The 23667-nt window shown below is 73.9% G+C and carries 23 protein-coding genes; 13 read left to right on the top strand and 10 right to left on the bottom strand.

Translation table 11 applies throughout. From position 1 onward, the window contains the following. Positions 1 to 71: 71 nt before the first annotated feature. A complete protein-coding gene (gene bla / locus AB0F89_RS29020; RefSeq protein ID WP_367128805.1) occupies positions 72 to 1019 on the top strand; it encodes a class A beta-lactamase in 948 nt (315 codons plus the stop codon). After that, complete coding sequence (locus tag AB0F89_RS29025) at positions 1016 to 1588, top strand: D-alanyl-D-alanine carboxypeptidase family protein (protein ID WP_367128806.1); 573 nt, start codon at positions 1016 to 1018, stop codon at positions 1586 to 1588. The genes bla and AB0F89_RS29025 overlap by 4 nt, the downstream gene beginning before the upstream one ends. Here the strand turns inward: AB0F89_RS29025 and AB0F89_RS29030 are convergent. The 3 genes from AB0F89_RS29030 to AB0F89_RS29040 form a co-directional block, all read right to left on the bottom strand. Continuing rightward, the gene (locus tag AB0F89_RS29030) at positions 1537 to 3072 is read right to left on the bottom strand and encodes a phosphatase PAP2 family protein (RefSeq protein WP_367128807.1); all 1536 of its coding nucleotides are present in this window, start codon (positions 3070 to 3072) and stop codon (positions 1537 to 1539) included. The genes AB0F89_RS29025 and AB0F89_RS29030 overlap by 52 nt on opposite strands. A gap of 79 nt (positions 3073 to 3151) precedes the next feature. Next, positions 3152 to 3517 carry a DUF1330 domain-containing protein gene (locus AB0F89_RS29035; RefSeq protein ID WP_367128808.1) on the bottom strand — a complete coding sequence of 122 codons (366 nt, stop codon included), beginning with the start codon at positions 3515 to 3517 and terminating at the stop codon, positions 3152 to 3154. A 121-nt stretch (positions 3518 to 3638) separates the two neighbouring features. After that, positions 3639 to 5036, bottom strand: coding sequence for a S41 family peptidase (locus AB0F89_RS29040; protein ID WP_367128809.1), 1398 nt, complete (start codon positions 5034 to 5036; stop codon positions 3639 to 3641). Positions 5037 to 5156: 120 nt separating this feature from the next. Here AB0F89_RS29040 and AB0F89_RS29045 point away from each other — a divergent pair, with 120 nt between their 5' ends. The 3 genes from AB0F89_RS29045 to AB0F89_RS29055 all read left to right on the top strand — a co-directional run bounded on the left by AB0F89_RS29045 (position 5157) and on the right by AB0F89_RS29055 (position 7571). After that, positions 5157 to 5810, top strand: a complete 654-nt coding sequence (locus AB0F89_RS29045) for a response regulator transcription factor (RefSeq protein WP_367128810.1) — start codon at positions 5157 to 5159, stop codon at positions 5808 to 5810. Continuing rightward, on the top strand, positions 5810 to 6973 hold the full coding sequence (locus AB0F89_RS29050) for a sensor histidine kinase (RefSeq protein ID WP_367128811.1): 1164 nt from the start codon (positions 5810 to 5812) through the stop codon (positions 6971 to 6973). Before AB0F89_RS29045 ends, AB0F89_RS29050 begins: the two co-directional genes overlap by 1 nt. Positions 6974 to 7064: 91 nt before the next feature. Beyond that, entirely contained in the window at positions 7065 to 7571 is a 507-nt protein-coding gene (locus tag AB0F89_RS29055; protein WP_367128812.1) for a general stress protein, read from the top strand. Positions 7572 to 7620: 49 nt separating this feature from the next. Here the strand turns inward: AB0F89_RS29055 and AB0F89_RS29060 are convergent, their stop codons facing one another. Beyond that, the gene (locus tag AB0F89_RS29060) at positions 7621 to 8037 is read right to left on the bottom strand and encodes a cold-shock protein (RefSeq protein WP_367128813.1); all 417 of its coding nucleotides are present in this window, start codon (positions 8035 to 8037) and stop codon (positions 7621 to 7623) included. Between the two features lie 116 nt (positions 8038 to 8153). Between AB0F89_RS29060 and AB0F89_RS29065 the strand changes: the two genes are divergently transcribed. Next, positions 8154 to 9146: a methyltransferase gene (locus AB0F89_RS29065; protein WP_367128814.1), complete on the top strand. Its 993-nt coding sequence runs from the start codon at positions 8154 to 8156 to the stop codon at positions 9144 to 9146. Positions 9147 to 9261: 115 nt separating this feature from the next. Continuing rightward, positions 9262 to 10812: a D-alanyl-D-alanine carboxypeptidase/D-alanyl-D-alanine-endopeptidase gene (dacB, locus tag AB0F89_RS29070; RefSeq protein ID WP_367128815.1), complete on the top strand. Its 1551-nt coding sequence runs from the start codon at positions 9262 to 9264 to the stop codon at positions 10810 to 10812. Between the two features lie 27 nt (positions 10813 to 10839). Here the strand turns inward: dacB and AB0F89_RS29075 are convergent, their stop codons facing one another. Continuing rightward, the gene (locus tag AB0F89_RS29075) at positions 10840 to 11565 is read right to left on the bottom strand and encodes a FadR/GntR family transcriptional regulator (RefSeq protein ID WP_367128816.1); all 726 of its coding nucleotides are present in this window, start codon (positions 11563 to 11565) and stop codon (positions 10840 to 10842) included. Between the two features lie 112 nt (positions 11566 to 11677). Here AB0F89_RS29075 and AB0F89_RS29080 point away from each other — a divergent pair, with 112 nt between their 5' ends. Genes AB0F89_RS29080 through AB0F89_RS29090 form a run of 3 tightly spaced genes read left to right on the top strand, consistent with a single transcriptional unit; the run spans position 11678 to position 14293 of the window. Next, positions 11678 to 12226 (top strand): gluconokinase, encoded by a 549-nt coding sequence (locus tag AB0F89_RS29080; RefSeq protein WP_367128817.1) that lies wholly within the window; start codon positions 11678 to 11680, stop codon positions 12224 to 12226. Positions 12227 to 12259: 33 nt separating this feature from the next. Continuing rightward, entirely contained in the window at positions 12260 to 13648 is a 1389-nt protein-coding gene (locus AB0F89_RS29085) for a GntP family permease (protein WP_367128818.1), read from the top strand. Between the two features lie 18 nt (positions 13649 to 13666). Then, positions 13667 to 14293 (top strand): hypothetical protein, encoded by a 627-nt coding sequence (locus AB0F89_RS29090; RefSeq protein WP_367128819.1) that lies wholly within the window; start codon positions 13667 to 13669, stop codon positions 14291 to 14293. Between the two features lie 5 nt (positions 14294 to 14298). Here AB0F89_RS29090 and AB0F89_RS29095 read toward each other — a convergent pair whose 3' ends face one another. Continuing rightward, complete coding sequence (locus AB0F89_RS29095) at positions 14299 to 15516, bottom strand: acyl-CoA dehydrogenase family protein (RefSeq protein ID WP_367128820.1); 1218 nt, start codon at positions 15514 to 15516, stop codon at positions 14299 to 14301. Between the two features lie 198 nt (positions 15517 to 15714). On the opposite strand from AB0F89_RS29095, the gene ilvD reads away from it, so the two are divergent. After that, positions 15715 to 17412: a dihydroxy-acid dehydratase gene (gene ilvD / locus AB0F89_RS29100; RefSeq protein WP_367128821.1), complete on the top strand. Its 1698-nt coding sequence runs from the start codon at positions 15715 to 15717 to the stop codon at positions 17410 to 17412. 47 nt (positions 17413 to 17459) lie between these two features. On the opposite strand, the gene AB0F89_RS29105 is transcribed toward ilvD, so the two are convergent. Next, positions 17460 to 19334 (bottom strand): hypothetical protein, encoded by a 1875-nt coding sequence (locus AB0F89_RS29105; RefSeq protein ID WP_367128822.1) that lies wholly within the window; start codon positions 19332 to 19334, stop codon positions 17460 to 17462. A gap of 204 nt (positions 19335 to 19538) precedes the next feature. Here AB0F89_RS29105 and AB0F89_RS29110 point away from each other — a divergent pair, with 204 nt between their 5' ends. Beyond that, positions 19539 to 20285 (top strand): cyclopropane-fatty-acyl-phospholipid synthase family protein, encoded by a 747-nt coding sequence (locus AB0F89_RS29110; RefSeq protein WP_367128823.1) that lies wholly within the window; start codon positions 19539 to 19541, stop codon positions 20283 to 20285. Positions 20286 to 20349: 64 nt separating this feature from the next. On the opposite strand, the gene AB0F89_RS29115 is transcribed toward AB0F89_RS29110, so the two are convergent. Further along, on the bottom strand, positions 20350 to 21369 hold the full coding sequence (locus tag AB0F89_RS29115; protein WP_367128824.1) for an aldo/keto reductase: 1020 nt from the start codon (positions 21367 to 21369) through the stop codon (positions 20350 to 20352). 105 nt (positions 21370 to 21474) lie between these two features. On the opposite strand from AB0F89_RS29115, the gene AB0F89_RS29120 reads away from it, so the two are divergent. Then, a complete protein-coding gene (locus AB0F89_RS29120) occupies positions 21475 to 22053 on the top strand; it encodes a TetR/AcrR family transcriptional regulator (protein ID WP_367128825.1) in 579 nt (192 codons plus the stop codon). Here the strand turns inward: AB0F89_RS29120 and sigJ are convergent. Further along, complete coding sequence (gene sigJ, locus AB0F89_RS29125) at positions 22050 to 22934, bottom strand: RNA polymerase sigma factor SigJ (RefSeq protein ID WP_367128826.1); 885 nt, start codon at positions 22932 to 22934, stop codon at positions 22050 to 22052. The genes AB0F89_RS29120 and sigJ overlap by 4 nt on opposite strands. After that, positions 22931 to 23665, bottom strand: coding sequence for an SDR family oxidoreductase (locus AB0F89_RS29130; RefSeq protein WP_367128827.1), 735 nt, complete (start codon positions 23663 to 23665; stop codon positions 22931 to 22933). Before AB0F89_RS29130 ends, sigJ begins: the two co-directional genes overlap by 4 nt. Positions 23666 to 23667 lie beyond the last annotated feature (2 nt).

Below are 23667 nucleotides of genomic sequence, written 5' to 3' on the forward strand. Positions count from 1 at the left end.
ATGCCGGATCGGCATTGATCCCCGCGTTCGCGTCTTGGACAGCATCCACGACGGCTGTGAAGCTCGATGTCGTGACACCGCCGCAACGAACCATCAGTCGCCGCACGCTCCTGGGTGCGGCGGCGTTCCTGACCCTGGCCGGGTGCGCCGAGGACGAGACCCCTGAGGAGAAAGATCCCGACCAGCAGGTCCCGGCGCAGTCCTCCCAGCCGACACCGGCGCCGACCACGACCACCGGGCCGGACGAGCGCCTGGCCGAACTGGAGCGGAAGTTCGACGCCCGCCTGGGCGTGTACGCCGTCGCCACGGGCACCGGAGCCGCCATCACCCACCGCGCCGACGAGCGGTTCGCGTTCTGCTCGACGTTCAAGGGGCTGGCGGCGGGCGCCGTCCTGCACCACAACCCGCTGTCCCACCTGGACACCGTCGTCAGGTACACCGAGGACGACCTGATGAAGAGTTCGACGATCACCCGGCAGCACGTGGCGACCGGGATGACGATCCGCCAACTGTGCGACGCGGCGGTCCGCTACAGCGACGGCACGGCCGGCAACCTGCTGCTGCGCGACCTCGGCGGCCCGGCCGGGCTGACGGCATTCGCCCGCACTCTGGGCGACGAGGTCACCAGGGCGGACCGGGTCGAGCCGACCCTCACGTCGGCGATCCCCGGGGACCCCCGCGACACCACGTCCCCCCGCGCGATCGGCACCGACTACCAGCGGCTCGTGCTCGGCGACGCGTTGTCGGCCGACAAGCGCGCCGTCCTGCGCGACCTGCTCGAACGCAACACGACCGGCGCGCAGCGCGTCCGGGCCGGTGTGCCCCCGGGCTGGGCGGTGGCCGACAAGACCGGCAGCGGCGACTACGGCACGTGCAACGACATCGCCGTCGTGTGGCCGCCGGACGCCCCGCCGCTGGTGATGGCGATCATGTCCAGCAGGGCGACGGCCGACGCGGGGTACGACCAGGCGCTCCTCGCCGAGACGGCTGCCCACGTCGTGGCCACCCTGGTCCGATGAGGCGCGCGGCCATCGGTGTGCTGCTGGCGCTGCTGCTCGGCGCGGCCACCGCGGGCGCGCTGGGCGCGACGGGCCGGCTGGTCCTGGTCCACCACCCGGTCGTCGGAACGCCGCTGGCGATCGTGGAGGAAGTGCCGGGGCCGGAGACCGGGCCGGCGTGCGCGCTGGACGCGCGTTACGTCGACGAGCAGCCCGAGGGCCTGCGCCCGGACGTGCTGGCCGCGTGGGAACGGTTGCGCGCCGCGGCGGGCGCGCAGGGCGTCGGCCTGTGCCTGAACGACGGCAAGCGGAGCACGGGTCAGCAGCAGCGCGAGTTCGACGACGCCGTGCGGCGGTTCGGCACCGCGGAACTGGCGGCGCGCTACGTCCTGCCGCCGGACAAGTCGATGCACGTCAAAGGCATCGCGGTGGACGTGCAGCCGCTTGAGTCGGCGGCTTGGGTGGAGCACAACGGTCCCGCCCTGGGTTGGTGCCGCCGCTACCTGAACGAGGAGTGGCACTTCGAGTACGACCCCACCTACTCGACCGCGGGCTGTCCCCCTCTCCTGCCGAGCGCCAGCGGCACCTGACGGTCGGGGCGGACCACCCACCACACCAGCGCCGTCCACGTGCCGGACAGGAGCAGCGAGCCGAGGACGTCGGTCGGGTAGTGCGCGCCGGTGTAGAGCCGTTGCACCGCCACCAGAGCGGGCACGACGACCGCCGCCGCCACGACCAGCCACCGCCACCAGTGGGACGTCGCCGTGCACACGAGCAGCGCCGTGGCGAGGCACAACGCCAGCGACGCGGCGACGTGCCCGGACGGGAAGCTGGAGGTCGGGGGCAGTTCGTGCGCGTGCGGCACGTCCGGCCGGGCCCTCGGGGTCACCGCGGTCGTCGTCAGGAACAGGGTGATCTCGCCGAGCAGGGTCAGCACGAGGAACAGCACGGGCGCCCAGCTGCGGCGGAACGCCAGGGCCAGCGGGCCGACCACGGCCGCGGACGCGATGACCCAGCCGGTGTTGCCCAGCTCCCCCAGCGGCACGAGCAGGGTGTCGAAGGTGGGCGACCGGTGCTCGGCCAGCCAGCGCACGACGGCCGCGTCCCACGCCGGCGCGGGCCGGTCACCCCGTGCGCCCACCACGAGCCGGCCGACGCCGTACAGCACGCCGACCAGCAGCCCCCAGCCGACCAGCAGCTCCGCCGCACCGCGCCAGGGGTGGGCGAGCGGTTTGCCGGCGCCCGGCGCGGGCCGCAGGTCGGCCGCGGCCTCCGGCGCCACGCCCTCCGTCAGCGGCACTTTCCGCGCGCCGACCTCGTCGCGCCAGCGCCGGAAGACGGCGGCGGTCAGCACCAGCCACAGCGCGCCGAGCAGCCAGCCGGCCAGGACGTCGGTCAGGAAGTGCACGCCCAGCGCCACCCGCGTCACCCCGATGACCGCCACGAGCAGCCCGGCGACCCCGACCAGCACCCAGCGCGCCGACTGCCGGACGACCGGCAGGAACACCAGGACCAGCACGCCGTAGGTGACCATCGACCCCAGCGCGTGCCCGCTCGGGAAGCTCGGGCCGGGCGCGGACGACACCGGTTGCTCGACCACCGGGCGCAGCCGGGCCACCAGGTCCTTGACCACGACGCCGAGCACGCCCGCGCCCACGGCGGTGACGACGACGTAGACCGCCACCCAGAGCTGGCGCCGCACCAGCAGCCACCCCGCGCCGATGGCGGCCAGCCACACCAGCGCGGGCGTGCCGCCGAGCGCCGTGACGCCGTGCAGGCCGTTGGACAGCACCTTGTTGCCCGACACGAGCCGGGTCAGCCCGTCGGCGACGGCGTGGTCCAGGTCGTGCAGCGGCGCCCACCGCAGCCGGACGGCGAGCGCGAGCACCGCGAACCCCACTCCCGCCGCGGCGGTGAGCACCAGGGCCAGCGCGGCGCGCAGCGCGAACCGGTCGGCGAGGGGCGGGACGTCGCCCTCCACCAGGCGGCGTTCGGGCACGGTCGTGGTGCCGGAGCGCGATCCGGCGTCGTCCACCATCAGTTCGGCATCCCTCGGGTCGGCGCGTCGAGCCACCCGGTTACCCAATGGGGCGCTTCGCCACGCTCCGTCGTCGGACGAGGGACGGACGGGGGTGGACGAGAGGCGGACGGCCTCAGGCCCAGGGAATGGTCGCCTGCAGCACCGCTTCGGACAACGCCTCCGTCCGCAGGCGCGTGACCTGCTGGTACTCGGGGTCGGCGACCATCCGGGAGAACGCGGCGCGGTCCGGGTAGCGGACGATCACCACCGCGTCCCAGCTCTGCCCGTCCTCGGCCGCCAGCACCGTGGAGCCCGTGCCCGCGTAGACGATCTCGGCGCCGTAGCGGGGCAGGAACGTTTCGCGCAGGTGGCGCGCGTACTCCTCGTACGACCCGGTCCCGCCCTCGGCGAACCGGAGCAGGTTGAGCATGACGACCGGCCCGCCGGGGTCCTCGGCGAGCAGTCGCTTCAGGTCGGTTCCGCGTGGGTCGACAGCCATCCGGACAGCATGGCGGAGCTTGATCGGCAGCGCACCGCCGTAACGATTCAGCCGGAGTCACCCGAAGGGACGCCTGCCGGCGGTCAGTGGCCGGACCCCGGGGCCCGGCCACCGACCGGTGTCACAGCAGCGACACCGCCTTGTCCAGCGCGGGGTCGCGGCCCGTCGACAGGTCGGACGCGGTCATCGGGACGTGGTGGTCCGGCGCCACGCCGATGGTGTTCACGACCTCCCGGTTCGCGGCGATCTCGTGCAGCTTGGGCAGTGCGAGGACGGTCCCGTTGTCCAGCAGGTGCGGCCGACCCGGTCCGGACACGGCGCCCGCGGTCCGCGTGCCGACCAGCGTGCCGAGCCCCAGGTCCTTGACCGCGCTGGAGAACGAGTCGCACGCCGACGCGCAGCGCCGGTCGGTGAGCGCGACGAACGGCAGGTTCAGCAGCGGGACGGAGTCGTCGGTGCGGTTGGGCGTGCAGCGGTCCTTGGCGTCGCACCAGTAGCTGGTCACCTTGTCGTGCACGAGCGCGCTGAGCAGCTTGCGGACCGCGTCCGGGCTGCCGCCGCCGTTGCCGCGCAGGTCCAGCACGACGCCGCGCAGCGGTGTCCCCGCGCGCAGTTCGGCGATGGCCGCGAGCACCCGGTCGGCCAGCTCCGGGGCGAAGCCGGGCAGGGTCACGTAGGCGATGTCCCCGTCCACCAGCCGGGACTGCACGTCCGGCCTCGGCGGGGCGAACCGGGCGGCGGTCATGGTGGCGGTGAACGCCTCGCCGGTGGCGGGACGGCGCGCGGTGACCTGCATGGTCGAGCCGACGTCACCGGTGGTGAGCCACGACAGCACCGCCGTGTTGAGGACGCCGTTCACGAACACCGGCACACCGTTGATCGCCAGCACCTCGTCCCCCGGCCTCAGACCGGCGGCGTCGGCCGGACCGGTCGCGAGGACCCGGGTGAGGTGGGCCGGTTCGGCGGCCACCGGGTCGACGTCGCCGGGCCCGACCACGACCGACAGGTCGAAGCCGTAGAGGTTCGGCGCGAACTTGTCGATCCACCGCGCGTGGTTGTCGTCCAGCTCGTCCACCATGGCCCTGATGGCCGCCGCGCCGATGGCCGCGCGGGCGCCGTCGTCGGGCAGGCCGTCCGCGATCCGCTGGTACACCTTGCGGAACGCCTTCCAGTCGGCGTCCTTGCGGCCGGTGAGCGCGGGCAGCGTGGCGCCCGGCTGGTCGAGGCCGCGCCGTTGCAGCTCCTGCGTGATCGCGGCGAACGCGGGCACCAGCAGCGTGCGGCTGTCGAGCACCGGCCCGCTGAAGTAGTGGTCGAAGATGCAGTAGTACGCCTGGCCGACCGTGGTCGGCGTGACCGGGGTCGTCGTCGGCGGCGGCGGTTGCTGGGGCGTGGGCTGGACGCACGCCGGCGGCCGGTCGGGACCGGCCGCCGAGGTGCCGCCTCCCGCGCCGACGAGCACGGCGGCAACAGCGAGCAGCGCGGCGGCGTTGGTGAGCGGACGCCATCTGTGTTTCACGAGGATTCCCCTTGGTGTCGCCGGATTCGGCGAGGCGAGTTCTACGCGGGGCGCGGTTTCGGCGTGGTTTCGCCCGCGGTGAGACCTCGGCGAAACCGGTGGCCGGCGATACTGGTGCGCGTGCGGGTGCTGATGGTCGAGGACGACGAGGAAATGGCGCTCACGGTGGCGGCGGGGCTCCGGCGGGCGCACATGGCCGTCGACGTGGCGCTCGACGGCGACGGCGGGCTGGAACGCGCGCTGTGCACCGACTACGACGTGGTCGTGCTGGACCGGGACCTGCCCGGGACGCACGGCGACGACGTGTGCGCGGCGCTGATCGCGGCCGGGCGGCGCAGCCGGATCCTGATGCTGACCGCGGCGGCCACCACCGAGGACCTGGTCGACGGGCTCGGCCTGGGCGCGGACGACTACCTGTCCAAGCCGTTCGACTTCCGCGCCCTCGTGGCGCGGATCGGGGCGTTGGCGCGACGGGCGCACCCGGCCGCGCCACCGGTGCTGCGGCACGGCGACCTGGTGGTCGACACCGCGCGCCGCCGCGCCCACCGCGGTGGCCGGCCGCTCGACCTCGCGCCGAAGGAGTTCGGCGTGCTGGAGCTGCTGCTGGCCGCGGCGGGGCGGGTGGTGTCGGCGGAGGAGCTGCTGGAACGGGTGTGGGACGAGGCGACCGACCCGTTCACCAACGCCGTGAAGATCACCGTCAGCCGGTTGCGGGCCAAGCTCGGCGACCCGCCGGTCGTCGAGACCGTGGCCAGGAGCGGGTACCGGATCTGATGGGCCTGCTCACCCCGCCGCGCCGGACCGTGCGGCTGCGGCTGACCCTGCTGCACGGCGGGCTGTTCCTGCTCTGCGGAGCGGGGCTGCTGGTCGTCACGTTCCTGCTGGTGCGGCACGCCGTGACGCCGGTGGACGACGTGACGCTGTTCCGGTACCCGCCGGACCCGGGCGACGCCGCACGACCGGGCGCCCCGCCCCGGCCGGACGACGACGACGACGACGCGGCGAGGATCGTGGCGCAGGCCGAGCTGGCGCTGGCCGAGCAGCGGCGGGACGTGCTGCGCCAACTGGTGGTCCAGTCCGGTGTCGCGCTCGCCCTGACGGTGGTGCTGGCGCTCGTGCTCGGCTGGTGGGCGGCGGGCCGGGTGCTGGCCCGGTTGCGCACGATCACCGCGGCCGCGCGGGAGATCTCGGCGACCAACCTGCACCGCAGGCTCGCCCTGGCCGGGCCGGACGACGAGCTGAAGGAGCTGGGCGACACGTTCGACCAGCTGCTCGGCCGGCTGGAGGCGTCGTTCCAGGCGCAGCGCCGGTTCGTCGCCAACGCCTCGCACGAGCTGCGCACGCCGCTGGCCAGGCAGCGCGCGATCGGGCAGGTGGCGTTGGACGACCCGGACGCCACCGCGGCGTCGCTGCGCGCGGCGCACGAGCGGGTGCTCGCGGCGGGTGAGCAGCAGGAGCGGCTGATCGAGGCGATGCTGGCGCTGACCCGCGGGCACGCGGGCATCGACGTGCGGCGGCCGTTCGACCTCGGCGAGGTGGTCGCCGAGGTGGTCGAGGTCCGCCGGACGCCGGAGGTGGAGCTGCGGGCGTCGATCGGGGCGTGCCCGGTGTCCGGGCACCGGGCGCTGGCCGAGCGCCTGGTGGTGAACCTGGTCGACAACGCGATCCGGCACAACGCGCCCGGCGGGTGGGTCGAGGTGTCGTGCGGCGGGGGCGCGCTGACCGTGGCCAACACCGGGCCGGTCGTGCCGGACGACGAGGTGCGGCGGATCTTCCAGCCGTTCCACCGGGTCGGGGCGGCCAGGACGGGTCCTGGGCTGGGGCTCGGGCTGTCGATCGTGGAGGCGATCGCGACCGCGCACGACGCGCGGGTGGACGTGACGCCGAGACCGGCCGGTGGCCTGGTCGTCGTGGTCACGTTCCGCGATCGGGTCTAAGAGGCGTGACTCCGGGGAACACTGTGGTGCGCGGGTTCACCACATGAAGTGAGAGGTGCGTCCGAACCGCGACCGACGGAGAGGTGACACCATGCCCACGACCCCGCTCCTGCCCCGCGAGCCGGCCGCCGTGCCGACGCCGCCGACCGGGTGGCCGATCGGTTCCTACGCCACGTACGCCGAGGCCCAGCGCGCCGTCGACCACCTGACCGAGCAGGACTTCCCGGTGCCCGACGTGACGATCGTCGGGGTGAACCCGATGATCGTCGAGCGGGTGACCGCCCGGCTGACCTGGCGGCGGGTGCTGGCGGGCGGCGCGGTGTCCGGCGCCTGGTTCGGCCTGTTCGTGGGCCTGCTGCTGGGCATGTTCGGCACCGGCTCGCTGCCCGCGGCCATCCTGACGGGCCTGGTGACCGGCGTCGTCTTCGGCATGGCCTTCGCGGCGGCGGGCTACGCGTCGGTGCGGGGCAGGCGCGACTTCGCGTCCACCACGCAGCTCGTCGCCGGTCGCTACGACGTGCTCTGCGAGCCGCGCACCGCCGAGCGGGGTCGCGACCTGCTGGCCAGGCTCGCCCTCGCCTCGCCGGCGAACGCCTGACACCGGCCGAAGATCACCCCGACGGGTGAAAATCCACACCGGACCGGTGTCAGTCCTCCAGCCAGTTGTACGTCCGCGCCATGCCGAGCAGGCTCTTGCGCACGCTCAGGATCTGCTCGGCGGTCATGCCGGGGGCCGAGGCCAGCAACGCCTCGGTGACCTCCTGGAGGAACCGCGTGGTCGACACGACCTCGCAGAAGACGTCGCCGACGACCGCCTCGTCACCCGTCGGGTAGGCGACCGACCCCGACCGCGACGGCGACTCGCGCACCAGGCTGACCCGGGACGCCTTCGGCCCCCGGTCACCCAGCTCCACCAGGAACTCGACCAGCGCGCCGGGCGCCATCAGGCGCTTGTCGAAGTCGATGTCGTTGACGTGGATGAAGACGTCCTCACCACCCTCGTCGGGCGACACGAACCCGTAACCGCGGACCTCGTCGAACCGGACGACCTTGCCCCTGACCACCACCGCGAACCCCTGTCCACCAGCACGCGCCACTCGCCCGTGACGACATCCCGGCGATCCTAACCCCTCGACGGGCGCAGGACCCACGGTTGACGGGTGCGGCAGGGTCGGGAGGCATGGGAAACGACGACCACGCCGCGATCCGCCGGATGGCGGACCTCGCCACGCCGATGGCCCTGCGGGTAGCGGTGACCCTCGGCCTGCCCGACCGGCTGCGGGGCGACGGCGACGCGGCCGACCGGCTCGCCGCCGGGCTCGACGTCTCGCCGACCGCGCTGGAACTGCTGCTGAACCACCTCGTCACCCTCGGCGTGGTCGAGCGCACCGGCGCCGGCTACCGGACCACCTCCCTGGGCGCGCACCTCTGCGCCGACGCGGGCAACGGCCTCACCCACACCCTGCTGCACCTGGACCGCGCGGGCGGTCGGGCCGAGCTGGCGTTCGTGGAACTGGCGCACAGCGTCGCCACCGGCCGGGCCGGCTACCCGCGCCGCTACGGCCGCGACTTCTACGACGACCTGTCCGCCCACCCGCACCTGCGCGAGTCCTTCGACCGGCAGATGACCCAGCGGTCCCGCGACCAGGTGCCCGACCTCGTCGCCGGGTTCGACTGGTCCCGCTTCGCCGACGTGGTCGACGTGGGCGGCGGCAACGGCACCCTGCTGGCCGCCGTCCTGGCCGCGCACCCGGCGATGACGGGCCACCTGGTCGAGCTGGAGGCCGCCGCGGCCGAGAGCACCTTCCGCGCCGGCGGTCTCGCCGAGCGGGCGCGGGTCACCGCGGGCAGCTTCTTCGACCCGCTCCCGGCCGGGGCGCAGGCGTACGTGCTGTGCGACGTCCTGCACAACTGGGACGACGACGGCGCCCGTCGGGTCCTGGGTCGGTGCGCCGAGGCCGCCGGGCCGACGAGCCGCGTCCTGGTCATCGAGGCGGTCGGCGGCCGGCGGGCGAACACCGCGATGGACCTGGCCATGCTGGTGATCTTCGGTGGTCGGGAGCGCCGGGTGGACGAGTTCCGCGCGCTCGCCGCCGGCCAGGGGCTGGTGCTCGAAGGGGTGACCGACCTGACCGACGAGCGCTGCCTGCTGGAGTTCAAGCCCGCCGGTTGATCCCGTCCGGGGTTCGCGCACCACCTGACCGGGCGAGTCGGCAATCCTTCACAGGTAACACGGATAGGTGGAGAATCCCTGGCTTGACGTCATCCCGGCCCCCGGAGGAGCTTCGATGCCCAAGCCCCGGTCCCTCGTCCTCGCGCTGGCCCTCGTGCTCGCCGCGGTCCCGGCGGCCGACCTGGCCGCGCCCGCGTCCGCGCAGGCCGGTGACGCGCTCGCCCGCGACCTCGACGCGATCATCACCGATCCGGCCCTCGCCGGCGCGGACGTGGGGCTCGTGGTCCGGCACGCCGACACCGGCGAGGTGCTGTTCGCCCGCGAGGGCGACCGGCGCGCCCAGCCGGCGTCCAACGGCAAGCTGTTCAGCTCCGCCGCGGTGCTCGACCTGCTCGGGCCCGACCACCGGTTCCGCACGACGGTCGCCGCGGCCGGCCGGGTGCGGGCCGGTGTCCTGACCGGCGACCTGCACCTGCGCGGCACCGGCGACCCGACCGTCCTGGCCGCCGACTACGACGCGCTGGCCGCGCGGGTGGCCGCCGCCGGCGTCAGGGTGGTGCTCGGCAGGCTGGTCGCCGACGACACCTGGTTCGACTCCGTGCGGCTGGGCGCCGGCTGGGCCTGGGACGACGAGCCGTACTACTACAACGCCCAGATCTCGGCGCTGACCGTCTCCCCCGACACCGACTACGACGCCGGGTCCGTCATCGTGCGGGTCGCGCCCGGCGCGGCGGGCGCGCCGGCGACCGTCGCCACCGAACCGCCGACGGACTACGTCACGATCGACAGCACGGCGGTGACCGGTCCGCCCGGCTCGGCGCCGGGCGTGTCCGTGGAGCGGCGGCACGGCACGAACGTGATCAGCGTGCGCGGCAGCGTCCCGGCGGGCGGCGCGGTCGAGAGCGAGTGGAGCACGGTCCGGGAGCCGACCGGGCTCGTCACGTCGCTGTTCCACGACTCGCTGACCCGGCACGGCGTCCGCGTGGTCGGCGGCACCGGCGCCGGGGCGACCCCGGCCGACGCGCGGGTGCTCGCCGAGCACCTGTCGATGCCGCTGTCGCGGTTGCTGGTCCCGTTCATGAAGCTCAGCAACAACATGCACGCCGAGATCCTGGTCAAGACCGCCGGTCGGGCGGTGCACGGCGAGGGCAGTTGGGGCGCCGGCCTGCGGGCGGTCTCGGCGAAGCTCGGCGAGCTGGGCGTGGACCCGGCCGCGCTGTCGCTGCGGGACGGCTCGGGCCTGTCCCGGATGGACCAGGTCGCGCCGGACCAGGTGGCTTCGCTGCTGCTCGCGGCGCGGGGCGAGCCGTGGTTCCGGACCTGGTACGACTCGCTGCCCGTCGCCGGGGCGGGCGACCGGATGGTCGGCGGCACGCTGCGCAACCGGATGCGCGGCACCCCGGCCGAGGGCAACGCGCGGGCCAAGACCGGCACGCTGACCGGTGTCAGCGCGCTGTCCGGCTACGTGACGACGGCGGCGGGCACGCCGCTGGTGTTCGCCATGATCAGCAACGACACGCTCACGTCGGCCAAGCGGTTCGAGGACGCGGTGGTGGTGCGGCTGGCGAGCGACCGGGACGGTCAGGCGCCGGAGGTCCGGGTCGCCGGCGGTTCAGCCGGTGATCACGGCGTCGAGCTGGAGTGCAGCTGGACCAAGTCCTGCTGACGAGCGGGCGGACCACGAGTGGCCGGGTCACGGTCCGTTGACGGGCACCACGGCGTCGCGGACCTCCGCCACGAGGGCGCGCATGGCCAGCTCGGCGGCCTCGGGGTGACGGGACGCGACCGCCTTCGCCACCTCCTCGTGCAGGTCCAGGGCGCTCGGCACGGGGCGTTCGGGCATCAGCCCGAGGGTGGTCCGCCCGCTCAGCACCACCGCCACCACCTCCTGGAGCGCGGCGAACATCTCGTTGCCGCCGGACTCCAGGAGCAGCGAGTGGAAGGCGATGTCGACTTCGAGGAATTTCTCCAGCTCGCCCGACTCGCCCAGTTGGCGCATCCGGGCGGCCAGGTCGACCAGCCGGTCGCGCTCCTTCGCCGACGCGTTCCACGCGGCCCGCGCCGCGGCCACCGGCTCGACCGCGATCCGCAGTTCGGTGAGCGCGCGCAGCTGGGCGTCGCGGTGCGGGCCCGCCAGCCGCCACCAGATCAGCCGCGGGTCGTAGACCTGCCACGACGACGTCGGCTGCACGGTGATGCCGACCCGGCGGCGCGACGTCACCAGCCCCATCGACTCCAGCACCCGCATGGTTTCGCGGGCGACGGTCCGGGACACCCCGAACCGCTCCTGGATGCCGTCGAGGGTCAGCACCCGCCCCTCGGCGAGGTCGCCGCTGGTGATCTCCAGCCCGATGGTGTCGAGCACGGAGGTGTGCAGGGCGTCGCCGCGCGGCCCGCCCGCCTGACGTTGTACCGGCACGGCAGCAGCGTATCCCCGGGACGCCTTCCTCAGCCGCTTCAAAGGTGCTACCTTTCGCCGCCAAAGGTACTACTTTTGATCGTCTCGTCACCGCAGCCGAGAGGTGTCCCCCATGACCCCGAGCGCCGACCCCGCCGTGCCGACCTGCGTGGTCGTGATGGGCGTGTCCGGAGCGGGCAAGAGCACGGTGGCCCGGCTGCTGGCCGACCGGCTCGGCCTGCCGATGGCCGAGGCCGACGAGTTCCACCCGGCCGCCAACATCGCGAAGATGTCCGCGGGCGTTCCGCTCACCGACGCCGACCGCGCGCCCTGGCTGGACGCGATCCGCGACTGGATCACCGAGCGCGCCGCCGCCGGTGAGAGCACGATCGTCACGTGCTCGGCGTTGAAGCGGGTCTACCGGGACGTGCTGCGCGAGGCGGGCGCGCGGGTCCGGTTCCTCTTCCTGCGCGGCGCGGACGAGGTCATCGGCGACCGGTTGCGCGAGCGCTCCGGCCACTTCATGCCGCCGTCGCTGCTGCGGTCCCAGTTCGACGCGCTGGAACCGCTGCGGTCCGATGAGGACGGTGTCGCGGTCGACGTCCGGGAGACCCCCGACGCGATCGTCGCGCGAGCCCTCGCCGGGCTGGGCCTCACCGCACCGAGCCCGGCGAACCCCTGACCCGAGCAACCTTCGAGAGCAACGGAGCTGCCGATGACCACCAACGACGACTGGGTCCAGACCCTCGGCGCGGGCGCCCTGCTGGGCATCGCCGGGGGCGCGATCGCCCTGCTGCTGATCCTCATCATGTACCTGCGGGTGCACGCGTTCCTGGCGCTGGTGGTGGTCAGCCTGCTCACCGCGTTCGCCGCGGGCATCCCGGCCGGCTCCATCGTCTCGGTCCTGACCGGCGGTTTCGGCAGCACGCTCGGCAGCGTCGCGCTGCTGGTCGGCCTCGGCGCGATCCTCGGCAGGCTGGTCGAGGTGACCGGCGGCGCGCAGTCGCTGACCGGCGCGCTGATCGCGCGCTTCGGCGAGCACCGGGCGCCGCTCGCGCTCGGCGTCAGCTCGCTGGTCTTCGGCTTCCCGATCTTCTTCGACGCGGGCCTGGTCGTGATGCTGCCGATCGTGTTCTCGGTGGCGCGCAGGCTCGGCGGCGGCGTGCTGCGCTACGGGCTGCCCGCCGCGGGCGCGTTCTCGGTGATGCACGTGTTCGTCCCGCCGCACCCCGGTCCGGTCGCCGCGACCGAACTGCTCGGCGCGGACGTCGGCCTGGTCATCGCGTTCGGCCTGCTGATCGCGATCCCGACCTGGTTCGTCACCAGCTACCTGTACGGGCTGTGGGTGGGCAAGCGGCTCGTGCTGCCGGTGCCGACGATCCTCAGCGGCGGCCCGCAGGCCGAGGACCAGTCGGACCCGCCGCGCCCGGCGACCGTGATCGCGCTGCTGCTGCTCCCGCTGGTGATGATCTTCGCCAACACCGGTCTGGACGCCGCGCGGGCCGCCGGCTGGGTGGACGGCGACGCGTCCTGGTTCGCCGTCGCCCGCGCGCTCGGCGCGACGCCGGTCGCCCTGCTGGTGACCGTGCTGGTGGCCTCGTACGTGCTCGGCGTCCGGCGCGGCCGGGGCAAGGCCGCGGTCGAGGAGCTGGTCGACTCCGCCCTCGGCCCGGTGTGCGCGGTCATCCTGATCACCGGCGCGGGCGGTATGTTCGGCGCCGTGCTGCGGGCGGGCGGCATCGGGGACGCCCTGTCCGACGGCCTGGCCGACCTCGGCCTGCCGGTGTTCGTGGCGGGCTTCGTCATCGCCGCGGCGCTGCGCGTCGCGCAGGGCTCGGCGACGGTCGCGCTGACCACCGCGGCGGGCCTCGTGCAGCCGGTCGTGCAGTCCGGCGCGTTCAGCGCGACCGAGCTGGCCGCGATCGTGCTGGCGCTGGCGGCCGGCTCGGTGATCGCGAGCCACGTCAACGACTCCGGCTTCTGGCTGGTCGGCAGGCTGATGGGGATGGACGTCCGGACCACGTTCAAGACCTGGACGGTCATGGAGACCACCATCAGCCTGGTCGGCTTCGGCCTGGCCTCGGTGGTGTACCTGCTCGGCTGAGCCGGCAGGGTGTCGACGGTGGACCTGCCGACGCCCGCGTTCGACTTCGCCGACCGGCCCGCGCTCCCGGCGGGCGCCGATCCCGCGCAGTGGCGCTGCGAGGTGCTGCTGTCGCGCGGCTCCATCGGGTTCGGCCGGCTCGGCGAGTCGGACCTGGCCTTGCGCCTGGTCTTCGCCGAAGGGCGGTTGGCCGGGGAGTTCGCCCAGGTCTTCGGTTCGCTGGCGGCGGAGCCGATCCGGGTCCGGGGCGGGCTGCCCGGCCCGGACGGGCGCGAGCTGCCGCTGGACCTGCGGGTCGAGCACGCCGGGTTCGCCGACTTCCTCTCGGTCGGCGACCGGATGGGCGAGCAGCACCTGAAGATCAGGGTCGGTTCCCCGCTGCTGCCCGACACCTGCACGATCGGCGACGACGCCGACCCGATCCGGCTGCGGCCGGTCCGGGTCGGCGCGCACGAGGTGGTCTCCCAGGACCCGGCCGTGCTCCGGTTCACCGCGGCGGACACCGGGTTCGCGGTGCCGGCGGCCCGCGGCGGCGGGCGCCTCGACCGGGTGGTGAACGACGTCCTCGGCCTGCCGTCCCCGGCCGGCGCGAACTCGGTGCGGTTGACCACGCTGGTGGGGCTGCGGAAGTACAGCGACTTCTGAAGCGGTCAGTCCACGATCCCCAGCGCGAACGGGAACAGCGGCTCGCCGCCGAGCAGGTGCGCGCCGGCGGACTGGATGACCTGGTCCTGCACCACGACGTGCTGGCACATGGTGGTGATGTCGCGCAGCCACCGGTCCATCGGCGAGCGCTCGTAGATCGAGGTCGTGGCCAGCAGGTCGTACAGCGCGGTGACGATCCGCCGGGCGGCGCGGAACGCGTTGAGCCGCGGCAGCGCGGTGGCGATCCGCTCGTCCGCGGTGAAGTCGTCCAAGGTCTTGCCCGACGCCAGCAGCTCCCACTGCTGGTTCAGGCTGCCGTAGACGGCGTGCCGCGCGGCCTGGAAGTCCAGCTCGGCCTCGCCGATGGTCAGCTGGACGCGGTAGTTGTCCGCCCAGCGCTCCCCCGTCCTGCGGTCGACCCGCTCGATCGCGTGCTCCCGCGCGTGGTCCAGCGCGGCGCGGGCCAGGCCGAGCGGCACGCCGGGCATGTTGCGCGCGAGCGCGTCCGGCAGGGCGAGCGGGCCGGTGCGGCTGAGCGGCGTGCCGAAGCTGAACGAGTGGTCCTCGGGCACGAACACGTCGGTGATCGCGTAGTCCCGGCTGCCGCTGCCGCGCAGGCCCGTGGTGTGCCAGGTGTCGATCGTCTCGACCTCGTCCGGCCGCACGAGCATCACCCGCCAGAGCGGCGCGCCGTCGGCGCCGGTCTCCGGTTCGCCACCGGTGGTGACGAAGCTGCCCGCGGAGACCCAGTCGGCGTGCGTGATGCCGCTGCCGAACTGCCAGCGGCCGGTGAGCCGGTAGCCGCCGGGCACCCGCTCGGCGCGCCCGGCCGGGAGGATCAACCCGGCGGTGATCACGTCCGGGTGCGGGAACATCTCGGCCACCGCCGACTCGGGCAGGAACGCCGCGTACAGCGGGGTGTCCATGCCGATCATGGCGCACCAGCCGGCCGACGGGTCGCCGTGCGACAGCGCCTCGACCACCTCGGTCTGCTCGGCCGAGGTCAGCTCGGGCCCGCCGCGCTCCTTGCCGACGGCCATCCGGAACACGCCGGTCGACCGCAGCAGGTCCACCACGTCGGCGGGCAGCCGGCGGGACCGCTCGATCTCCTCGGACCTGGCGCGCAGCACCGGCGCGGCGGCCCTCGCCCTGGCCAGCACCTCCGCCGCCGTCATCGGCGCGTCGTCGGTGGGCGATCCGGCGGTGCGGTCATCGTCTGCCACGTCGACCTTCCTTCGTTCAGCCGTGCGGGCCGGACGGGAAGCGGCGGACGCGGACGGCGGACGCGCCCGGCACCGACGATCCCCGAACAGGCGGTCGAGCGGAATGGGGCAGCCCGAAGGCGCGACCGCTCCCCCGGCATCGTGGCGGGACGCCGCGCCGCCGGTGCGTCGCCGGCCGGGGACCGTTAGGTTTCGTCCATGAACGAGACCCCCGACATCAAGCCGCGCAGTCGCGACGTCACCGACGGGCTGGAGAGGACCGCCGCGCGCGGCATGCTCCGGGCGGTCGGCATGGGTGACGACGACTGGGTGAAGCCCCAGATCGGCGTCGCCTCGTCGTGGAACGAGATCACGCCGTGCAACCTGCCGCTGGACCGGTTGGCCAAGGCGAGCAAGGACGGCGTGCACGCGGCGGGCGGCTACCCGCTGGAGTTCGGCACGATCTCGGTGTCCGACGGCATCTCGATGGGCCACGAGGGCATGCACTTCTCGCTGGTGTCGCGCGAGGTCATCGCGGACAGCGTGGAAACCGTCATGCAGGCCGAGCGGCTGGACGGGTCGGTGCTGCTGGCGGGCTGCGACAAGTCGCTGCCGGGGATGCTGATGGCCGCCGCCCGGCTCGACCTGGCGAGCGTGTTCCTCTACGCGGGCTCGATCCTGCCCGGCCGGGTCACCCTGTCGGACGGCAGCGAGCGCGAGGTGACCATCATCGACGCGTTCGAGGCGGTCGGCGCGTGCGCCCGCGGCCTGATGAGCCGCGAGGACGTCGACCTGATCGAACGGGCCATCTGCCCCGGCGAGGGCGCGTGCGGCGGCATGTACACGGCGAACACCATGGCCAGCGCGGCCGAGGCGCTGGGCATGTCGCTGCCGGGCAGCGCGGCGCCGCCCGCGACGGACCGGCGCCGCGACGGGTTCGCCCGCAAGTCCGGCGAGGCCGTGGTCGGCATGCTGCGCAAGGGCATCACCGCCCGGCAGATCATGACGCGGGAGGCGTTCGAGAACGCGATCGCCGTGGTGATGGCGTTCGGCGGGTCCACCAACGCGGTGCTGCACCTGCTGGCCATCGCGCACGAGGCCGAGGTGGAGCTGAGCCTGGACGACTTCACCCGGATCGGCGCGAAGGTGCCGCACCTGGCCGACGTCAAGCCGTTCGGCAGGCACGTGATGACCGACGTCGACCGCATCGGCGGCGTGCCCGTGGTGATGAAGGCGCTGCTGGACGCGGGCCTGCTGCACGGGGACTGCCTGACCGTCACCGGGCGCACGGTGGCCGAGAACCTGGCCGACATCGCGCCGCCGGACCCGGACGGCACGGTGCTGCGGGCGATGGGCGAGCCGATCCACCGGACCGGCGGCATCACGATCCTGCGCGGCTCGCTCGCGCCCGACGGCGCGGTGGTGAAGTCGGCCGGGTTCGACTCCGACGTGTTCACCGGCACCGCCAGGGTGTTCGACCGCGAGCGGGCGGCGATGGACGCGCTGGCGAACGGCACGATCACCGCGGGCGACGTGGTGGTCATCCGCTACGAGGGGCCGAAGGGAGGTCCGGGCATGCGGGAGATGCTGGCGATCACCGCGGCGATCAAGGGCGCCGGGCTGGGCAAGGACGTCCTGCTGCTCACCGACGGCCGGTTCTCCGGCGGCACGACCGGCCTGTGCGTCGGCCACGTCGCGCCGGAGGCGGTGGACGGCGGGCCGATCGCGTTCGTCCGCGACGGCGACCCCATCACGCTGGACGTCGCCAACGGCACGCTGGACGTCGGCGTGGACGAGGCCGAGCTGGCGGCCCGCCGGGAGGGCTGGGCGCCGCTGCCCGCGCGGTACGAGCGCGGCGTGCTGGCGAAGTACGCCAAGCTGGTCGGCTCCGCCTCCGGCGGCGCGGTCTGCGGCTGAGACGAGCGGCGCCCGACCCCGCGGCCGGGGTCGGGCGCCGCTCCGCATCACGGGGCCGGGTACTCCGCGATGTAGACCGGCGCACCGGTGTTCGTCATGTCCGCCGGGCCGCCCACGCCGTTGACGACGTGGTCGATCACGCCGGCGCTGAGGTTGACGGTCATGATGTGGTGCAGCTTCACGCCGGGCGTCCGCGGCACCTCGAACCCGTTCTCGGTGTGGATCTCCGGGTTGTTCTGGTTGAACACGTAGACGCCACCGCCGTGCAGGGTGTGCTTGCGCACGCGGTCGCCGACCTTGTAGCCGGCCCAGCCCTCGACGTCGCCCTTCATCCAGTCGGCCTGCGTCGGCGGGTCGTAGGGCAGCTCGTTCTGGTAGAGCACGACGGTGCCGCGCTCGCCGTTCCACACGGTGTTGTGCCGCTGGAAGTGCTCGACGAACAGGCCGGTCGCGGTGACGTCGTCACCGTTGACGACCACGCCGGTGAGGCCGGTGTTGGTGTTCCAGCGCTGCGTGTCGGTGAAGCCCTCGACGCCGTGGTCGGCCCGCCACACCCAGGTGTGGTCGATGAGCACGTGGTCGCTGTTGACCTCCAGCGCGGTGTCCACCTTGCCCACGTGCGGCCCGCCGACGCGGAAGTAGACGTCGGACAGCGTGGTCGGGTTGCCCGGCGAGCTCCAGTTCAGGCCGTGCCGCTTGCCGACCCGCAGCAGCACCGGGGACAGCTCGGTGCCCGCGTCGATGGTGACACCGGCGATGACGACGCCGGGCACGCCGGCGACGTCGATCGGGATCGAGCCGTTGACGGCGGTCAGCGTGGCGTGCCCGATGCCGAGGACGACCGTGTCCGGCCGCCGGACCTCGATGCTGCGGGCGATGTCGTAGACGCCGGGCGTGAGCAGCAGGTGCTTGCCCAGCAGCAGCGCCAGGTTGATGTCGCGGACCGAGTCGCCGGGCTTGGCGACGTAGAAGTCGCTCAGCGGGATCGTGCGGCCGGCCGTCGTGCCGCTGCCCCACGAGACGCCGCTGGTGTCCTTGCGCGCGGACGGGACGCGGACGTTGTACTTGCCCTTGGCGTCCACGAACAGGTAGGGCTTCTCCCGGCTCACCGACGTGGTGTCCAGCGTGGTGTACGGCGGGGTCGGGAACGCCGCGTCGTCGGGCGCGCCCTTGACGCCGGAGAACACCTGGTTCCACACGCCGTTGGACCAGCTGCCCAGCTCGCTGTTGCGGGTCAGCCACTGCTGCTGCGAGCCGTTGACGACCGACGGCAGCCGCGAGTCGGCGATGAAGCCGCCGCTGGCGTACTGCGGGCCGGCGGTGCAGTAGTCCATCAGCGTGAAGGTGCCGCTGGTGACGTTGAGCCGGCGCAGCGACACGGCCTGGGACACGGCCCAGAAGTTCGCGCCGGCCCGGCAGCCGTCCTGGCCCGCGCCGTCGATGTTGATGGTCAGGTTGCCCAGCGTGCGCCAGAAGTTGACCAGGGCCAGGCAGTTGCCCGTGCCGCCGTCGGCGAGGCAGCGGTTGTAGACCTCGACCTTGCCGTTGATCACGACGTCGGTCGGCGAGGCGCCGAGGCCCGCGATCTCGGTGTAGTAGCCGACCTTGATCTGCAGCGGCTGCTCGGGCGTGCCGTACTGGCCGGGCTTGAACAGGAACGCGTACCGCTGCGTCCCCATCTCGTTGTCGACCTGGGCGGCGTGCGTGGCGTCGAGGGTCGCCTGGATCTCGGCGAGCGGCGTCGACGGGTCGAAGACCTTCACGTTGACGCCGAGGTCCTGCGTGCCGCGCCGGGGCGGGTCCGCGCTCGCGACCGGTGCGGTGACCGCCGTGGTGGCGGCGGCCAGGGCGACACCGAGCGCGAAAGCCCGGCGCAGCCTCGTGTGAGCGCTCTCACGTCTAGCGTGGCGCATGATCGTCATTGACATGCCTTCGGGGTTGGGAACGCCGACCCGCGGACGAGAGAGCGCTCTCTCACGTCCGGTTCGATCAAGCGTTGGCGATGTGGAGTTGGCTATTTTTAGCCGACGATCCGCCTCCGCGCCATGCCCCGCGCCCACGAATTTGCCGCCGCGCGAGGCGAAAAGCAGGCGCACCACCGGCCCCGGGTGTGTTAATCACTGCCAGTGGATCGACACGCACTCAGCGCCTTGGCGCACGCGGACCACCCCATCGCCGCGCCCGTGGGCGACCGGACCGTCACCGAACTGCTCGACCGGGCGATCCGCCGGCCGGACGCCCACGTGCTCGACCTGGGCTGCGGCGAGGGCGCGTGGCTGCTGCGGGCGGCGCAGGAGCACGACGGCATCACGGCGGTCGGCGTCGACATCTCCGACGCCGGGTTCGACGACACCCTCGCCGACGCCGCCCGGCTCGGCGTGGCCGACCGGGTGGAGCTGGTCCGGCAGGACGTCGCCGAGTACCGGTCGGGCCGCCGGGCGGACGTGGTGCTGAGCATCGGCGCGGCCTACGCCTTCGGCGAGCTGCTGCCCGCCCTCGCCGCCGCGCGGGGCCACCTCGCCGAGGACGGCGTGGTGGTGCTCGGCGACTGCTTCTGGGAGCGCGAGCCGGACCCGGCGGTCCGGGCGGAGCTGGAGGACGGCCCGCAGCGGTACGCCGACCTGGCGACCACCGTCGCGCGGGTGGTCGCCGACGGGTGGACGCCCGTGCACGGGCACGTGAGCACCCTGGCGGAGTGGGACGAGTACGAGTGGAGCTGGACCGGCTCGCTGGCCGCGTGGGCGCTCGACCACCCCGACCACCCGGACCGCGAGCAGGTCCTGGCCACGGCCACCGCGCATCGCGACAGCTGGCTCAACGGCTACCGCGGCGTGCTCGGCTTCGTGACCCTGGTACTCCGGCCGACGCCCTAGAGTCCCCGGCGCAGGGCCACGCGGCACGGCTCGACCGGACCTCGTCGGCGGTGGCCGGGCCGCCTCAGCGGCGGCGCAGGGCGGGGTCGAGGAGCGCGGGCGGGGTGTCGAACTTCTCCTGCGGCGCCAGGTCCAGGCCCGGCGCGACGACGGCGTCGATCGCGTCCAGCACGTCCGCCGGCAGCGCGGTGTCCGCGGCGGCCAGCTGCGAGCGCAGGTGGTCCAGCGTGCGGGGGCCGATGATCGCGCTGGTCACGCCGGGGTGCGCGGTGACGAACCCGAGCGCGAGCTGGATCAGCGTCAGGCCCGCCCCGGCGGCCACCTCCACCAGCCGCTCGACCGCGTCCATCCTGGCCCGGTTGCCCGGGACGGCGGTGTCGAAGCGCTCCGGCAGGACCGCCGACCGGTGGGTGGTGACCTCGCGACCCGCGCGGACCGCGCCCGACAGCCAGCCGGAGGCCAGCGGGCTCCAGGCCAGCACGCCGAGCCCGTACTCCTGGGTCACCGGCAGCACGTGCGCCTCGATGCCGCGCTGGAGGATCGAGTAGCTGGGCTGCTCGGTGACGTACCGGCCCAGGTGGTGCTCGCGCGCCGCCCACTGCGCCTGCACGATCCGGTAGGCCGGGAACGTGGAGGAGCCGAAGTAGCGGATCTTCCCGGCGCGCTGGAGGTCGGTCAGCGCGGACAGCGTCTCCTCGTCGCTGGTGGTCGGGTCCCAGCGGTGGACCTGGTAGAGGTCGACGTGGTCGACGCCGAGGCGGCGCAGGCTGTGCTCCAGCTCGGCGACCAGCCAGCGGCGGGAGCTGCCCCGGTGGTTGGGCTCGTCGCCCATCGGCATGCACGCCTTGGTGGCCAGCACGACGTCCTCGCGGCGGCCCGCGACGGCCCGGCCGACCATCTCCTCCGACCGGCCCGCGCTGTACCAGTCGGCGGTGTCGATGACGTTGATCCCCGCTTCGAGGGCGGCGTCGACGATCGCGGTGGCCTCCTCCTGGGTGGTGCGCCCGATGGCGCCGAAGTTCATCGCGCCGAGCGCGAGGGTGCTGACCTGCACACCGGTGCGCCCCAAAGTGCGGTACCGCATGGTCGTGTCGTCTCCCGGTCTGTCATCATGGACAAGCGGAACGCTGTCCCGTTTGACGATACGGAACAGTGTCCCGTTTAGCAACCACGGCAGGGGAGGAACGCGGTGGACGACGACCGGCCGGCGGCCAAGCCCAAGCGGGCGGACGCCCGGCGCAACGAGAAGGCCCTGCTCGACGCGGCGGCCGCCGTCTTCGTCGAGTCGGGCGTGGACGCGCCGGTGCGCGACGTCGCGGCCAGGGCCGGTGTCGGCACGGCCACCATCTACCGCCACTTCCCCACCCGGGCCGACCTGGTCGTCGCCGTCTACCGGCACCAGGTCGAGTCCTGCGCCGAGGCCGGGCCCGCCCTGCTGGCGAGCAGCCCGAGCCCGCACGCCGCACTGGCCCGGTGGATCGACTTGTTCGTGGACTTCCTGGCCACCAAGCACGGTCTCGCGGGCGCGCTGCGGGCGGACAACGCCGACTACGCCGTGCTGCACGCGTACTTCCTGGACCGCCTGGTCCCGGTGTGCGGCCACCTGCTCGACGCGGCCGTCGCGGCCGGCGAGATCCGGTCCGACCTGAAGCCGGTCGAGCTCATGCGGGGCGTCGGGAACCTCTGCATCGGCGCGGACCGCGACCCCGGCTACGACGCGCGGCGCCTGGTCGCGGTCCTCGTCGCCGGGTTGCGCCGGGAGCCCTAGACCCCCAGCCCGCGCGGCAGCTTGTCCGGCGCGACCACCATGTCGACCCGCGTGACCCGCCCGTCCCGGAGGGTGAAGGAGCAGACGAACCTGGTGGTCGCGCCGGTCAGCACGGCGAAGCCGGGGCCGCCGTTCACGGTCAGCGGCGCGATGCGCTCCCCCGCGGCCATCTTGCGGCGCACGCCGACGAGGAACCGCGCCACCCGGTCCGCGCCGAGCACCGGCCGGCGGGCCACCCCGAGCAGGCCGCCGCCGTCGCTGGTGAGCACGACGCCCGGGTCCAGCACGGCCAGCAGGCCGCGCAGGTCACCGTGGCCGACTGCGCGGACGAACGCGTCCACGGCCCGGCGGTGCTCGTCGCCGCCGACCTCGACCCGCGGCGCGCCCGCCGCGACGTGCGCCCGCGCCCGCACCGCCAGCTGCCGCACGGCGGCGGGGCTGCGGCCGACCACGGCGGCGATCTCCGGGAACGGCATGCCGAACACCTCGTGCAGCACCCACGTGGTCCGCTCGGCCGGGCTCAGGGTCTCCAGCACGACCATGAGCGCGTAGCTCACCGTGTCGTCCAGCGTCACCCGCTCCGCCGGGTCCTCCGCGGCGGCGTCCACGAGGGGTTCCGGCAGCCAGGGGCCGACGTACTCCTCCCGCCGCACCCTGGCCGACCGCAGCACGTCCACCGCGCGCCGCGCCACCGCCACCACGGACCACGCCTCGACGTCGCGCACGGTCTCGCGCTCGTCGGCGGCGGTCAGCCGCAGCCAGCAGTCCGACACCACGTCCTGCGCCTCGGCCAGCGTGCCGACCAGCGAGTACGCGACGCCGACCAGGCGTGGCCGCAGGCGGGTGTACTCGGCGGCCAGCTCGGCCGCCCGGTCGGTCACGGACGCACCGAGTCCAGGTAGTCGGCGAACGTCCCCGAGCCCTCGGTGTGATCGCCCCGCGGGCACAGCGCGCCGGTGGCCATCCCCTCGGGCGACTCACCGGCCTCCTCGACCCGCAGGTCGTCGCCCCGGCGGGCCACCAGGCGCCGCGCCATCTCGACCAGCCGCAGCCGCTCGGGCCCGGCGATGGGCGGGGCGTACCCCCGCGGCTCGCCGACCGCGAGCGCCACCAACCGGGCCGCCACGTCCGCGGTCGCCACCGGCTGCGACAGCATCGGCGGCACCTGCGCCACCGGTCCGGTCGCGCCCGCCAGCGTCTGCGCGGCGAACTCGAAGAACTGGGTGGCCCGCAGCACCGTCCACGGCACCGCCCCGGCCGTCACCAGCTCCTCCTGCCGCCGCTTGCCGAAGTAGTAGTCGAGGTCGACCACGTCCGAGCCGACGATCGACAGCACCACCAGGTGCCGCACGCCGGCGCGGGCCGACGCGTCCAGCAGGTGCCCGGTGCCCTTGGTGAAGAACTCCTCCACCTCCTCGCGCGACCAGCCCGGCGAGTTCGACACGTCGATCACCGCCTCGCAGCCGGCCAGCGCCTCGTCCAGCCCCTCGCCGGTGAGCAGGTCGACCCCGTCCGACCGGCTGACCACGACCGCCTCGTGCCCGGTCCCGGTCACCTCCTCGACGACCCTGCGCCCGACCACGCCCGTGCCGCCGACCACCGCGATCCTCATGT

It is taken from the genome of Saccharothrix sp. HUAS TT1 (assembly GCF_040744945.1).
Taxonomy (GTDB): Bacteria; Actinomycetota; Actinomycetes; order Mycobacteriales; family Pseudonocardiaceae; genus Actinosynnema.